The 12,936-nt window shown below is 73.2% G+C and carries 14 protein-coding genes; 8 read left to right on the top strand and 6 right to left on the bottom strand.

The window, feature by feature from the left end; all coding sequences use genetic code 11:
• The first annotated feature begins 6 nt into the window (after window positions 1-6).
• The 5 genes from ACIBP6_RS12605 to ACIBP6_RS12585 all read left to right on the top strand — a co-directional run bounded on the left by ACIBP6_RS12605 (window position 7) and on the right by ACIBP6_RS12585 (window position 5,115).
• Window positions 7-1,080 carry a Zn-dependent alcohol dehydrogenase gene (locus tag ACIBP6_RS12605; RefSeq protein ID WP_397051600.1) on the top strand — a complete coding sequence of 358 codons (1,074 nt, stop codon included), beginning with the start codon at window positions 7-9 and terminating at the stop codon, window positions 1,078-1,080.
• A 21-nt stretch (window positions 1,081-1,101) separates the two neighbouring features.
• Window positions 1,102-1,875: an SDR family NAD(P)-dependent oxidoreductase gene (locus ACIBP6_RS12600; RefSeq protein ID WP_397051598.1), complete on the top strand. Its 774-nt coding sequence runs from the start codon at window positions 1,102-1,104 to the stop codon at window positions 1,873-1,875.
• Between the two features lie 7 nt (window positions 1,876-1,882).
• Complete coding sequence (locus tag ACIBP6_RS12595; RefSeq protein WP_397051596.1) at window positions 1,883-2,923, top strand: NAD(P)-dependent alcohol dehydrogenase; 1,041 nt, start codon at window positions 1,883-1,885, stop codon at window positions 2,921-2,923.
• Between the two features lie 75 nt (window positions 2,924-2,998).
• Entirely contained in the window at window positions 2,999-3,202 is a 204-nt protein-coding gene (locus ACIBP6_RS12590; RefSeq protein WP_397051594.1) for a hypothetical protein, read from the top strand.
• Entirely contained in the window at window positions 3,199-5,115 is a 1,917-nt protein-coding gene (locus ACIBP6_RS12585; protein WP_397051592.1) for a flavin-containing monooxygenase, read from the top strand. The genes ACIBP6_RS12590 and ACIBP6_RS12585 overlap by 4 nt, the downstream gene beginning before the upstream one ends.
• Before the next feature lie 10 nt (window positions 5,116-5,125).
• On the opposite strand, the gene ACIBP6_RS12580 is transcribed toward ACIBP6_RS12585, so the two are convergent.
• A complete protein-coding gene (locus tag ACIBP6_RS12580) occupies window positions 5,126-5,977 on the bottom strand; it encodes a helix-turn-helix transcriptional regulator (RefSeq protein WP_397051590.1) in 852 nt (283 codons plus the stop codon).
• 88 nt (window positions 5,978-6,065) lie between these two features.
• Between ACIBP6_RS12580 and ACIBP6_RS12575 the strand changes: the two genes are divergently transcribed.
• Window positions 6,066-6,845 carry an SDR family NAD(P)-dependent oxidoreductase gene (locus ACIBP6_RS12575; protein WP_397051588.1) on the top strand — a complete coding sequence of 260 codons (780 nt, stop codon included), beginning with the start codon at window positions 6,066-6,068 and terminating at the stop codon, window positions 6,843-6,845.
• A gap of 51 nt (window positions 6,846-6,896) precedes the next feature.
• Window positions 6,897-7,553, top strand: coding sequence for an SDR family NAD(P)-dependent oxidoreductase (locus ACIBP6_RS12570; protein WP_397051586.1), 657 nt, complete (start codon window positions 6,897-6,899; stop codon window positions 7,551-7,553).
• A gap of 4 nt (window positions 7,554-7,557) precedes the next feature.
• On the opposite strand, the gene ACIBP6_RS12565 is transcribed toward ACIBP6_RS12570, so the two are convergent.
• Window positions 7,558-8,256 (bottom strand): SDR family NAD(P)-dependent oxidoreductase, encoded by a 699-nt coding sequence (locus ACIBP6_RS12565; protein WP_397051584.1) that lies wholly within the window; start codon window positions 8,254-8,256, stop codon window positions 7,558-7,560.
• 103 nt (window positions 8,257-8,359) lie between these two features.
• Between ACIBP6_RS12565 and ACIBP6_RS12560 the strand changes: the two genes are divergently transcribed.
• Window positions 8,360-9,223 (top strand): helix-turn-helix transcriptional regulator, encoded by an 864-nt coding sequence (locus ACIBP6_RS12560; RefSeq protein WP_397051582.1) that lies wholly within the window; start codon window positions 8,360-8,362, stop codon window positions 9,221-9,223.
• Here ACIBP6_RS12560 and ACIBP6_RS12555 read toward each other — a convergent pair.
• The 4 genes from ACIBP6_RS12555 to ACIBP6_RS12540 all read right to left on the bottom strand — a co-directional run bounded on the left by ACIBP6_RS12555 (window position 9,220) and on the right by ACIBP6_RS12540 (window position 12,864).
• Complete coding sequence (locus ACIBP6_RS12555) at window positions 9,220-9,903, bottom strand: TetR/AcrR family transcriptional regulator (protein ID WP_397051580.1); 684 nt, start codon at window positions 9,901-9,903, stop codon at window positions 9,220-9,222. The genes ACIBP6_RS12560 and ACIBP6_RS12555 overlap by 4 nt on opposite strands.
• Window positions 9,904-9,970: 67 nt before the next feature.
• Window positions 9,971-11,074, bottom strand: coding sequence for an aldo/keto reductase (locus ACIBP6_RS12550; protein ID WP_397051578.1), 1,104 nt, complete (start codon window positions 11,072-11,074; stop codon window positions 9,971-9,973).
• 96 nt (window positions 11,075-11,170) lie between these two features.
• Entirely contained in the window at window positions 11,171-11,776 is a 606-nt protein-coding gene (locus tag ACIBP6_RS12545) for a TetR/AcrR family transcriptional regulator (protein WP_397051576.1), read from the bottom strand.
• 236 nt (window positions 11,777-12,012) lie between these two features.
• Window positions 12,013-12,864 (bottom strand): LLM class flavin-dependent oxidoreductase, encoded by an 852-nt coding sequence (locus ACIBP6_RS12540; RefSeq protein ID WP_397051574.1) that lies wholly within the window; start codon window positions 12,862-12,864, stop codon window positions 12,013-12,015.
• Window positions 12,865-12,936: the final 72 nt, after the last annotated feature.

Below are 12,936 nucleotides of genomic sequence, written 5' to 3'. Positions count from 1 at the left end.
GGCGCGATGCGAGGCGTCGTCCTGCGGGAAGTGGGCAAGCCCGTCGAGGTGAGCGACGAGCTGACCCTGCGGCCGCCGGGCCCCGGCCAGGTGCGGGTACGGTTGCGCGCCGCCGGCGTGTGTCACTCCGACCTGTCGATGTGCGACGGCACCCTGCCCGCGCAACTGCCCCTGGTGCCCGGCCACGAAGGCGCGGGAGAGGTGGTCGAGCTGGGCCCGGGCGTGAGCGGCCCGCCGGTCGGCACGCACGTGATCCTGTCCTGGATCCCGCCGTGCGGGAGTTGTTTCTTCTGCCTGGGCGGGCAGCCGAACCTGTGCACAGCGGCCCGCGCCTCCACGGCGGCGCCCACGCTGGGCCTCGGTGACGGGCCGGCGCACGCGGCGCTCGGCGTGGGCTGTTTCGCCGAGGAGACCGTGGTGGACGCTCGGGCCGCCGTCCCGATCCCGGACGACGTGCCGTTCGACGTGGCCGCCGTCGTCGGGTGCGCGGTGCTGACCGGCGTCGGCGCGGTGATCAACACCGCGCGGGTGCGTCCCGGGTCCTCGGTGGCGGTGATCGGCTGCGGCGGCGTCGGGATCAACGTCATCCAGGGCGCCGCGCTGGCCGGAGCCGCGACCGTGCTGGCCGTGGACCGCCTGTCCGCGAAACTGGAGGCCGCCCGGCGCTTCGGCGCCACCCACACGGCCACTGCGGACGGGCTGGCCGAGGCGGTCAAGGAGCTGACCGAGGGGCGCGGGTTCGACTACGCCTTCGAGGTCGTCGGCCGCTCGGCGACCATCAGGCAGGCCTGGGACGCCGCCCGGCGCGGCGGCGCCACCGTCGTGGTCGGCGCGGGAAGCTTCACCGAGCAGGTGACCTTCACCGCCGGGGAACTGTTCGCCGGCGAGCGGCGGCTGCTCGGCTGCGTGTACGGCTCCGGCGACGTACGCACCGACTTCGTCCGCATGCTGCGGTTGTGGCGGGCCGGGCGGCTCGACCTGGACGGGCTGATCAGCAGGCGCATCACCCTCGACGGCGTCGGCGAGGCGTTCACGGCCATGACGTCGGGCCGGGTGATCCGCTCGCTGATCATGTTCTGACATCCGAGAAAGCAGGTGCACATGGCGCTGCCGAGCGGCGAGTACGCGACGGAGTTCGAGGGGCGCGCCGCCCTCGTCACCGGCGGCGCGTCGGGGATCGGCCTGGCCGTCGCCCGCCGCCTGGCCGCCGGGGGCGCGGCCGTCGCGGTCGCGGACTTCGACAAGGCGGGGGCCGAGCGGGCCGTGCGTGACCTGACCGCGGCAGGGGCGCGAGCGCTCGCGGTGCCGGTCGACGTGACCGACGCCGAGTCCGTGAGCGCCGCGGTCGAGGCCACGGTGGACGGGCTGGGCGGGCTGCACCTGGCCGTCAACAACGCCGGAGTGTCCGGCGCCGGCGGGCACGTCGGCGACCACGACCTCGCGGACTGGCGGCGGGTGATCGCCACGAACCTGGACGGCGTCTTCTACTGCCTGCACCACGAGCTGCCGGCGATCCTGGCCTGCGGCGGCGGCGCGGTCGTCAACATGTCCTCCGCCCTGGGCGTCAACGGCTTCCCCGGCCAGGCCGCCTACGTCGCCGCCAAGCACGGCGTCGTCGGGCTGACGAAGACGGCCGCGCTGGAGTACGCGCCGCGGGGCGTGCGGATCAACGCGGTCGGGCCGGGATTCATCGAGACGCCGCTGCTGGACGGCGTGGGCGAGGACGCCAAGCAGGTGCTGGCGAGCCTGCACGCCGCCGGGCGCCTCGGCCGCGCCGAGGAGGTGGCGGAGCTGGTGGCGTTCCTTCTGTCGCCGCGCGCGTCGTTCGTCCACGGCGGGTACCACCTCGTCGACGGCGCCTACTCGGCGCGCTAGGAGAGTCATGAGAGCGCTGTGTTTCCGCGGCGACGGCGGCGGGCCGGAAGTGGTCACCGTCCCCGATCCGGAGCCGGGCCCCGGGCAGGTGCTGGTCAAGGTCGCCGCGGCCGGGGTCTGCCACTCCGACCTCGCCGTGATGAGCGTGCCCGGCGAGGCGCTGCCCTTCCCGCTGCCGCTGGTCCTCGGCCACGAGGGCGCCGGCACGGTCGCCGCGCTGGGCGCGGGCGTCACCCGATGGCAGGTGGGCGACGCGGTCGCCGTCTACGGCGCGTGGGGCTGCGGCCTCTGCGCCGCGTGCGCCGAGGGCAGGGAGAACTACTGCCCGCGGGCCGCCGGGCTGGGCATCTTCCCGCCGGGGCTGGGCGCGGCGGGGGCGATCGCCGAGTACCTGCTCGTGGACGACGCCCGCCACCTCGTGCCGCTCGGCGATCTGGACCCGGTGCGGGCCGTGCCGCTCACCGACGCGGGGCTGACGCCGTACCACGCGATCAAACGCACGCTGCCGAAGCTGAGGCCCGGCGGCACCGCCGTCGTCATCGGCGTCGGCGGGCTCGGCCACGTCGGCGTGCAGCTCCTGCGCGCCCTGAGCCCCGCCACGGTCGTCGCGCTCGACGTCTCCGAGGACAAGCTGGCGCTGGCCCGCGAGGTCGGCGCCCACGAGACGCTCCTGCCGGACGAGCACGCCGCGGCGGCCGTCCGGGCGCTGACGGACGGGCTGGGAGCCCGCGCGGTCTTCGACTTCGTGGGCGCCCCCGCGACCGTCGCCCTCGCCGGGGCGGTGGCCGGCCTGGACGGCGACATCGTGATCGCCGGGCTGGGCGGGGGGCGGCTTCCCGTCGGTTTCGGCGCGCTCCCGTACGGGACGACGGTCACCACCACCTACTGGGGCACCCGCGCCGAGCTCATCGAGGTGCTCGACCTCGCCCGGACGGGCGCCGTCGAGGTCCACGTCGAGACCTACACCCTGGACCGGGCGCCTGACGCGTACGCGCGGCTGCACGACGGCAAGGTGCACGGCCGCGCCGTCATCCTGCCGAACGGCTGACCATTCTTGAAACGGGATTCCAAAATGTACTAGCGTGCCGGGAAAGGCGTGAACCGCTACTGGAGAGGGGCCTTCATGCCTCTTGATCCGCAGATCCGCGCCATGCCAGAGCGCGCCGCCCCCTTGAGCGGGCTGCCGCCCGCCGTCGTGCGCGACGGTGTCCGGGTGCGCGACCTCCTCCACCGGAGCCGGGTGTCCCGCTCCGCCGATCGTGCCCGTGAGAAGGTCGTCGGGGCCGTCCGCGCGGCGCGCGGCGTCGTGGCGGAGATGACCGCGTGACCCGGGCCGCGGAACCGATCACCGACGGCGACGACGTCATCCGGCGGGCCCTCCTCGACGCCGAGCTCCCGTCGCTGCTCGCCGCGCTCGCCGCCGCCACCGGGGATCCGGCGCTGCTGCCGGAGCGGCTGCGCCCGTCCCCGGCCAAGAGGCTGCTGCCGCAGGGCGGCTACACGCCGCGGGAACAGGACGAGGCGCGCTCGCTGGCGTTCGCCGCGCTCACCGCCGCCCGCGACGGACTGCTCCCGCTCGGGCAGGACCCGGCGGACGGCGAGGCCACGATGCGGGCCGTGCGGTTCCTGGCCGGCGGCGACGCCGACCGCTACCTGCCGCTGCTGCTCGACGAGCTCGCCGCCCCGGACGACCCGGCGGCACCCCGGTGGCACAAGGACGACCTGGCCCCCGACCGGCCGTTCCACGTCGTCATCGTGGGAGCGGGCATGTCGGGCCTGCTCGCCGGCCACCGGCTGGGCCAGGCCGGCGTCCCGTACACGATCGTGGAGAAGAACGACGACGTCGGGGGCACCTGGCTGGAGAACGCCTACCCCGGCTGCCGCGTCGACGTCAGCAGCCACCTGTACGGCTACTCGTTCGTCGAGCACGACGCATGGCCGTCGTACTTCTCGACCCGCGACGTGCTGCTGGAGTACTTCCGGCGCTTCGCCGACAGCGCCGGCGTCCGCGAGCACATCCGATTCGGCACGGAGGTGCTGTCCGCCGACTTCGACGACGACACCCGCACGTGGGCGGTACGCGTGCGGACCCCTGACGGCGGCACCGACGTGCTCGCCGCCCACGCCGTCGTCTCCGCGGTGGGCCAGCTCAACCGGCCCCGCTACCCGGACATCGACGGCAGGGACGACTTCGCCGGGCCGAGCTTCCACTCGGCGCGCTGGGACCACGACGTCGACCTGACCGGCAAACGCGTCGCCGTGATCGGCACGGGGGCCAGCGCGTTCCAGTTCGTGCCCGAGATCGCCCGCACCGCCGCAAGCCTGGTCGTCTTCCAGCGCACCGCGCCATGGCTCGCGCCGACGCCCCACTACCACGACCCCGTCGCCGACGGCCTGCGCTGGTTGTTCCGGCACGTGCCCGGCTACGCGCAGTGGTACCGCTTCTGGCTGTTCACCGCCAACGTCGAAGGCGGCCTGCCCAGCGTGTACGTCGACCCCGCCTGGCCCGCGGGCCGGCGCGCGGTCTCGGCGGTCAACGACGAACGCCGCGCCCTGCTCACCGCGTACCTGGAGCACCTGTTCGCCGACCGGCCGGACCTGCTGCGCGCCGCCGTCCCCGACTACCCGCCCGGCGCCAAACGCATGCTGCGCGACAACGGCGTGTGGGCCGCCGCCCTCAAACGCGACAACGTCACACTCGTCACCGACCCGATCAGCCGCATCACCGAACACGGGATCGTCACCGCGGAGCGGACCTACGACGCCGACGTCATCGTTTACGCCACCGGGTTCGCCGCCTCCGACTTCCTCGTGCCGATGACGGTGACCGGCCGCGAAGGCGCGGACCTGCACAAGCGCTGGAACGGCGACGCCCGCGCCTACCTCGGCATGACCGTGCCCGGCTTCCCCAACCTGTTCCTGATGTACGGGCCGAACACCAACATCGTGATCAACGGCAGCATCATCTTCTTCTCCGAATGCGAGGCGCACTACATCCTGGAATGCCTGCGCCTGCTGCTGCGCGACGGACACGGGGCGCTGGAGTGCCGTGAGGACGTGCACGACACGTACAACGAGCTGATCGACGCCGCCAACCGGGAACGGGCCTGGGGGGCGTCCACAGTGAACAGCTGGTACAAGAACGCCCTCGGCCGGGTCTCGCAGAACTGGCCGTTCACCCTCATGGAGTACTGGGAGAGAACCCGCCGACCCGATCCGGACGACTACCGCGTGCTGTGACCGGCGCCGCTCAGCGGGGCGCGTCCATGCGCTGCGTGCCGACGACCGACAGCAGCCGCAGCGCCTCCTCCGACGGAGAGCCGGGATCGGCGGTGTAGATGACGACCCGCTGGTCGCGGTCGGTGATGTCGAGGACGTCGCAGTTGACGGTGACCGGGCCGACCAGCGGGTTCTGGAAGGTCTTGCGCAGGGTGAGTTCGGCGGACACGTCGTGAGAGGACCAGAGCCGGGCGAACTCCGCGCTTCCGTCGACAAGCTCGGCCACCAGAGCGGCCACCTCGGGGTCGTCGGGGTAGCGGGCGGCGGCGGCGCGCAGATCCCGGGCCGCGAGGCGGGCGAAGTCGTCCGCGTCCGAGACCCCGAACAACCTCCGCCCCTGCGGGTGCGGCCCGAGGAACGCCCGGCGCACCAGGTTGCGGTCGCGCCGCGACAAGGCCGAGAAGTCCTCCATGAGGGCGGCCGCCAGATCGTTCCAGGCGATCACCTCGTACGTCGCGGAGATCACGAAGGCGGCGGACTGCGGCAGCCGCCGCAGCAGGTCGAGGATGCTCTGCCGCACCTCACGGGAGGGCCCGGGCGGAGGGCCGGGCGGGGCGCCGGCGAGGTGGTGCAGGTGGTCGCGTTCGGCGTCCGACAGGCGCAGCGCCCGCGCCAGCCCGGCCAGCACCTCCCGCGACGGGCGCGGGGCGCGGGCCTGCTCCAGCCGCGTGTAGTACTCGGTCGAGATAAAGGCCAGCTGCGCCGCCTCCTCACGCCGCAACCCGGGCGTGCGCCGGCGCGACCCCGCGGGAAGACCCACGTCGGCGGGCGTGATCCGCTCCCGCCTGCTGCGCAGGAAGGCCGCCAGCTCTCGTCTGTCCACCCTTCCAGTATGCGCGGGCGCCCGCCGAGCCCAGCCAGGTACCGCCGATGCCTGGATGAGCGGCCCGGAGTCCCGCAGGCTCGAAGACATGGACAACACCTTCACCACTCAGGGCCTGCTGGCAGACAAGGTCGCCTTCATCACCGGTGCGGGGCGCGGGATCGGCGCCGCCGCGGCGCGGCTGTTCGCCCGGGAGGGCGCCCGGGTGCTGCTCGCGGCCCGCACCGAGGAGGAGCTGAAAGCGGTGACCGAGGAGGTGCGGGCGGCCGGCGGCGTCGCGGACCACGTGGTGTGCGACCTGGCCGACGCGACCAGCGTGCGCGCCGCCGTCGACCGCGTCGTGGACCTGTACGGCCGGCTCGACGTCGCCTTCAACAACGGCGCGACCATCACGCCGCCCGGCCCGATGGACCAGGTCAGCGAGGCCGTCTTCGACCACGTCTACGCCGTGAACCTCAGGGGCCCGTGGCTGGCCATGGTCGCCGAGGTCGCCGCCATCCGCGCCACCGCGGGGACGGGGGCCATCGTCAACAACTCGTCCGTCGGCAGCCTGATGGGCAACCCCGAGCTGCCCGTCTACGGGGCGATGAAGCGGGCGGTCAACAGCCTCACCGAGTCGGCCGCCATCACGTACGGGCCCGAGGGCATCCGCGTCAACGCGATCGCCCCCGGCAACACGGCCACCGAGATGATCCGCACGTGGGAAACGCATTCGCCCGGTCTCAGCGAGCGGCTCGCGGCGCACACCCCGCTGCGCCGCGCGGCCGACCCCGACGAGATCGCCCAGGCCGCCGCCTGGCTGCTGTCCGACCGGGCGTCGTACGTGACCGGCGCGGTCCTGCGCGTCGACGGCGGCGCCCGCGCCTGAACCGCGTGCCGCACGCCTCTGCGATGATCAGGCGGCACGGAGGGAGTCGTCATGGGACATGTGCTGGTGACCGGGGCCACCGGGGGAATCGGGACGGCGCTGGTCGGCGCGCTCACAGCGGCAGGGCATCAGGTGACCGCCGTCGGGCGCGACGTCGGGCGGCTGGGCGTACGGGGGATCGAGGCCGATCTGGCCGACCCCGAGACGCTGGCCGGCGCCGGGGAATGGGGAGAGGTGCAGGCGCTGGTGCATTGCGCGGGCATTTCCCCCGTCGAGGCCGTCGCCGACGCCGGCCCTGAGACGTGGCGGCGGACGATGGCGGTGAACGTGGCCTCCGCCGCCGAGCTGGTACGGCTGACGCTGCCCGCGTTGCGGCGGTCCAGAGGCCATGTGATCTTCGTCAACGCCTCGGCCGGGTTGACCGGCGTCCCCCGCTGGTCGGCGTTCGTGGCCAGCAAGGCGGCGCTGCGGGAGCTGGCCGATTCCCTGCGCGAGGAGGAGGCCGCCCACGGGATCCGCGTCACCACCGTCTATCCCGGGGCGACCGCGACGGATCTGCTGGGCGAGGTCAGGAGTGCCTTCGGGCGTCCGTACGATCCCGAGGCGTGCATCCGGCCGCGGACGCTGGCCGAGATGATCGTCTGGGTGCTGAGCGCCCCCGCCGACTCCTACCCCTGCGAGCTGTCCGTGCTGCCGTCGCCTCGTTGAGCCGTCAGGACCAGGCGATCTCACCGGTACGGCCGACGAAGCGACCGGAGCCGGCGCCGGGTTCCTCGATGGCCAGGCCGACGATGGCGTCGGTGCCCTCGGTGACGGTCTGCGGGCCGCTGAACCCGTTGAGGGCGGTCGCCGTGTAGCCGGGATCGGCGGCGTTGACGCGGATGTCCGGCAGGCCTTTGGCGTACTGGGTGGTCAGCATCGTGAGCGCCGCCTTGGAGGCGGTGTAGAGCGGCGCGACCACCGACGACTCGGCCCGCGACGGGTCATGGGTGTAGGCGAGCGAGCCCATGCCGCTGCTGACGTTGATGATGACCGGATCCGATGATCGGCGCAGCAGCGGCAGGAACGCCGTGGTCGTCCGCACCACACCGGCGACGTTGACGTCGAAGACGCTGAGGGCGTCGGCGCCCGTCAGCGTGCCGGGATCGCCGAGGGGGCCGTGGACGCCGGCGTTGTTGACGAGGACGTCGATCCGGCCCTCGTGCTCGGCGACCTCTGCGGCCGCGGCCGCGACGGACGCGTCATCGGTCACGTCGATCTGCACGAACCGCGCGCCGAGCTCGGCGGCGGCCTTCGTACCCTGCTCGGGATCGCGGGCGCCGACCAGCACGGTGTGGCCGAGGCCGACGAGGCGGCGGGCGGTCTCACGGCCGAGCCCCTTGTTCGCCCCGGTGATGAAAGTAATCGTCATGTGGCCATTGTCGGTTTCGCCTGAGGCGTTCGGCCAGGGACGCCTTGACGGTAGGAGCAGCAGTACCATCATCGACGTCGCGTTCTGACGGAAGATGGATGCCATGACGACGAAACCTGGGGCCGGGCTCGGCGCGATGATCCGTACGTGGCGGGATCGGCTGCCCCCGTCGGCTGCGGCGCTGCCGGTGGGCCGGTCACGCCGCGCGACCGGGCTGCGCCGCGAGGAGCTCGCCGAACTCGCCGGCGTGTCGGTCGACTACATCGTGCGCCTGGAGCAGGGACGCGCCACGACGCCCTCGGCGCAGGTGGTCGCGTCCCTCGCGCGGGCCCTGCAGCTGACCGTCGCCGAACGGGACCACCTGTACCGGCTGGCCAACCTCATCCCGCCGGCGGACGGCGCGATCTCCGACCACATCCCCCCGGGCGTTCACCGCGTGCTGTCCCGGCTTGGAGACGTCGCGGTCGCCGTGTTCGCGGCGGACTGGCAGCTGATCTGGTGGAACCGCAGCTGGGCCGCCCTGCTGGGCGATCCGTCGTCGGCGCCGCCGCGGCTGCGGAATTTCGCCCGTGAGAGGTTCCCGGTGGGCGCAGAGCCTCGCCTGGCGCAATGGCCGGTGATCGAACGGGACGGGGAGGTCGCCGACGTCGCCGTCGTGTCCGACCTGCGCCGCGCCACCGGCCGCTTCCCTCAGGACGCGCGCCTGGCGGCGCTGATCCGCGAACTGAACACAGGCAACGAACGGTTCGCCGAGCTGTGGGCGATGGGCACGGTGGCCGCTCATCGTGAGGACCACAAGACGATCGAGCACCCCTCGGTCGGGCCGGTCATGGTGGACTGCGACGTGCTGACGGACGGCGACTCCGAGTTCAAGATCGTGATCATGACTCCGGAGCCCGGCAGCGAGGACGAGACCAAGCTGCGGCTCGCCGTGGTCGCCGGCCCGCTGGTCACCACGAGCGGCTAGCCGCTCACGCGGCCCGGGCGGTCCAGGCCCGCGGCGAGCTCGCCGATCGCCGCGTCGAACTGGCGGCTCAGCGCCGTCATGTCCGGCGGCTGGTCGGGGTCGGCCGGCTGCTGGAGCCATCGGTCGAGGACCACGCGGAGCGAGGTCAGGACGGCGGCCGCGCAGACGACCGGATAGATCGAGTCGCGGGGCGACGCGACGGGCAGGCCGACGCGTTCGGCGATCGCCTCGGCCAGAGCCCTCTCCTGGGCCGCGAGCACGGCCAGCTGCTGGGGCACCAGCGTGGGCGTGGAGCGGATCAGCCGCAGCGCCCGGATGTGGTCGCGGCCGGCCGTGTCGCTCTCGTTCATGACGACCATCACCGCCTCGCGGAACGCCCGCAGCACCGTCTCCGTCCGCGGCCTGGCTCTGAACTGGCTGATGAGCTCCTGCGCGGCCGATGACACGGACGCCACGACCGCTTCTTCCTTGCTGGAGAAGTAGTTGAAGAAAGTGCGCAGCGCGATGTCGGCCTCTTCGGCGATCTGCTCGACGGTGACGTTCTCCACGCCGTGGCGCAGGGACAGGCGCAGGGCGGCCTCCCGGAGCGCGGCCCGGGTGGCCTGCTTCTTGCGTTCGCGGCGGCCGGCGACCGGTTCGGCAGGGCCGGCCGTCCCGCCGTCCGATGTGGGACGAACCAACCCGACCTCCTCCTTCACACCAAGGTTCCCCATTATGAGGTGTGCCCGTGTGCGCAGGCGTGCGGCGTCAGGTGGCGCTGCCCGGCACCCAGTTCCGTACGGCGGGGGCGTAGCCGGCGGGCTTGTCGGCGACCTTCAGGCCGGGGTTGATCAACCAGCTCTGGTAGGCGGGTGTGAACATGCGGTAGACCGACGGAGGCGGCACCGCGCTCGCCTCGTCGAGCTTGGCGCGCAGGCCGGCCGGCAGCTCGAAGCCGAGTGCCGCCATGTTCGCGTCGAGCTGCTCCGCGCTGCTCGCCCCGGCGATCGCCGAGGCGACACCGGGCTGGGTGGCGACCCAGTTGAGCGCTACCTGCGCCATGCTCACGCCGAGTTCGCCGGCGACGCTTTCCAGCGCCGCCAGCAGCCGCCAGTCCCGGTCCGTCCAGGAGCCACCCGACGGGTCGTCGCCGGCGAGCCGGCCCTCCCCGGCCAGGCCCTGGTCGGAGGCCCGGTACTTGCCGGTCAGGAAGCCGCCGGCGAGCGGGCTCCACGCGGTGATGCCGAGCCCCAGACTGCGCCCCATGTCGACGTGTTCGAGCTCGATCGTCCGGTTGACGAGGGAGTAGGGCAGTTGCAGGCTGACCACCGGGACGAGCGCGTTGGCCTCGGCGAAGGTCTGGGCGCGGGCCGCGTACCAGGCCGGCACGTCCGACAGGCCCGCGTAGCGGATCTTCCCGGCCCTGGTGAGGTCGTCGAAGGTCCGCATGACCTCCTCGACGGGCGTGATGCGGTCCCAGGTGTGCAGCAGGTACAGGTCGATGTAGTCGGTACGCAGGCGGCGCAGTGACGCCTCCACCGCCCGGATCATGTGCTTGCGGCCGTTGCCTCCCGCGTTCGGGTCCGCGGGGTCGACGCTGTTGGTGAACTTGGTGGTGAGCACCACCCGGTCGCGCACCCCGGCCTCCGCGATGAGGTTGCCGAGGATGGTCTCGCTCTCTCCGGCGGTGTAGAAGTCGGCGGTGTCGAGGAGGTTCCCGCCCGCTTCGAGGTAGCGGCGGAAGATGGGGCGGGCCTCCTGCTCGGTCTTGCCGTACGCGGCGTGGAAGCCGCCGGTGCCGAAGTTCATCGTGCCGAGCGCGAGCCGGCTGACGCGCAGCCCCGAACGTCCGAGCAGGTAGTAGTGGTCCACGGGCATGAGGGTGTTACTCCGTTCGCAGGCGTGCCGTACTGTGCGGACCACAGCTTGCGCGGCGAAAAATGGACTTACAAGTCCAGACCTGAGACGTCAGGACGACGGTGGGCGGCCGGCTCGGAGGTGGGCGAGGCCCATGTCGAGGGCGGCCTCCAGGTGCGTGGTGCGGCCGGTGGACAGCTGGATCAGCACACCCCCCTGAATGCACGCGAGCAGCGCGGCCGCCGCCCGGTCGGGGTCGAGGCCCGGGTCGATCTGGCCCGCGGCCTGCATGTGCCGTACGCCGGCGGCGATCTCCGCCTGCCAGTGGTTCATCAGCTCGGTGACCACGGCCTGGGCGCCGGGCGTGTTGCCGCGCACCTGCGACATGACGGAGTTGAGCGGGCACTGGCTGCCCTGGCTGCGGTAGCGCTCGACGACCCGGTCGCGCCACTGCTCCCAGGCGTCCCACGACGTGAGGTCGCCGAGCTGGGGCTGCTGGTCCTCCAGCACACGGTCGGCCTCGAGGCGGGCCACGGCCAGCAGCAGCTCCTCCCGGCCGCCGGGGAAGTAGTGGAAGAGCTGGCTCTTGCTCGTCGATGTCCTGGCCAGGATGTCGTCGAGCGTCGTGTCGGCCACACCGTGCTCGCGGATGTGCGTGGCCGCGCCTTCGAGGATGCGTTGCCGCGTCGCGGCACCCTTGCGCGTCAGCGGACGCATGACCCCTCCAGATTGGACGTGACAGTCCAGCCTACGGCTTCCTGCACGGATGGATGCGCTGGTGCCGGGACCGGCTGGAACCCGAGCCGGAGGGCCGCGGCCCCCTTCGGCGCCGATCGTGTGCGACGGCGACAGGTGGCAGCCGGGCCCGGCTGGTCCGGCGCCTGCCCGGCGGCCGTTCGCCGTTCCTGTCCCGGCCCGTCGAGGTCACCCGCTCGCCGCGGGCGGCTGAGCGGTCACGCCAGCAGGTCGGCGAGCCGGTCGACCTGTTCGATGTCGCCGGACCAGCAGCTCAGCATCACCTCGTGGGCGCCCAGGTCCCGATGGGCGGCGACCATCGCCCGGATCTCCGCGGGCGTGGTCGCCATCGCCTGCAGCGTCTGCTCGGCCAGGTCCGGCGCGAACGCGTAATAGCGCAGCAGCGCCGCCCGCGCCTGCGCCACCGTGGACTCAGGACCCAGGGCGACGTTCACCTGAGCGACGAGCAGCGGCTCGCCCGGGCGGCCCACGTCCCGCCACTGCTGCCTGACCAGCTCGAACAGTGCCCCCGCGGAGCGCGGCGGAGCCGGGCACGCGTAACCGGCGCCCCAATGGGCGACCCGCGCCAGAGCCCGCGGCACGAACCCGCCGAACAGCAGCTCGGGGCCGCCCTCGCTCACCGGCGCCGGACCGATCGGCGCGATCCCCTGGGCCACCGGTTCGCCGGCCCACACCCGGCACATGGTCGCCAGCTGCTCGTCCATCCGCCGCCCGCGGGTGGCGTGGTCGGCGCCCACCGCGCGGAAGTCGTCCTCCCGCGCGCCGGCCCCCAGGCCGAGGGTGAACCGGCCACCGGACAACACGTCGAGCGTCGCGCTCTGCTTCGCCAGCAGCACCGGGTCGCGCAGGGGCGCGAGCACCACCTCCGACTGCACCCGGATCCGCCCGGTCACCGCCGCCATCGCGGCGAGCATGACCATGGGCTCCGGATTGTCGTACACGATCCGGTCCGCCACGCCGATCCTGCCGTACGGACCTTCGTCCGCACGTCGAGCCCACGCGACCAGCGCGGCCGGGTCGGTGAAGGGCACCGCGAGTCCGAGCGTCATGGCCGCTCACCCGCCGTGACGCCGGACCGGACAACGATGGCGGCCCCGGCCGGCCACGCCGTGGCGCGCCGG

The sequence above is a fragment of the Nonomuraea terrae genome (assembly GCF_044465245.1).
Classification (GTDB): Bacteria; Actinomycetota; Actinomycetes; order Streptosporangiales; family Streptosporangiaceae; genus Nonomuraea; species Nonomuraea terrae.
This window is presented reverse-complemented; position numbering and strand designations above follow the sequence as displayed.

Excerpts from the sequence above, each read along its gene's own strand:
- ACIBP6_RS12605 (WP_397051600.1), top strand. The coding sequence starts at position 7 with ATGCGAGGCGTCGTCCTGCGGGAAGTGGGCAAGCCCGTCGAGGTGAGC.
- ACIBP6_RS12600 (WP_397051598.1), top strand. The coding sequence starts at position 1,102 with ATGGCGCTGCCGAGCGGCGAGTACGCGACGGAGTTCGAGGGGCGCGCC.
- ACIBP6_RS12595 (WP_397051596.1), top strand. The coding sequence starts at position 1,883 with ATGAGAGCGCTGTGTTTCCGCGGCGACGGCGGCGGGCCGGAAGTGGTC.
- ACIBP6_RS12590 (WP_397051594.1), top strand. The coding sequence starts at position 2,999 with ATGCCTCTTGATCCGCAGATCCGCGCCATGCCAGAGCGCGCCGCCCCC.
- ACIBP6_RS12575 (WP_397051588.1), top strand. The coding sequence starts at position 6,066 with ATGGACAACACCTTCACCACTCAGGGCCTGCTGGCAGACAAGGTCGCC.
- ACIBP6_RS12570 (WP_397051586.1), top strand. The coding sequence starts at position 6,897 with ATGGGACATGTGCTGGTGACCGGGGCCACCGGGGGAATCGGGACGGCG.
- ACIBP6_RS12565 (WP_397051584.1), bottom strand. The coding sequence starts at position 8,256 with ATGACGATTACTTTCATCACCGGGGCGAACAAGGGGCTCGGCCGTGAG.
- ACIBP6_RS12560 (WP_397051582.1), top strand. The coding sequence starts at position 8,360 with ATGACGACGAAACCTGGGGCCGGGCTCGGCGCGATGATCCGTACGTGG.
- ACIBP6_RS12545 (WP_397051576.1), bottom strand. The coding sequence starts at position 11,776 with ATGCGTCCGCTGACGCGCAAGGGTGCCGCGACGCGGCAACGCATCCTC.
- ACIBP6_RS12540 (WP_397051574.1), bottom strand. The coding sequence starts at position 12,864 with ATGACGCTCGGACTCGCGGTGCCCTTCACCGACCCGGCCGCGCTGGTC.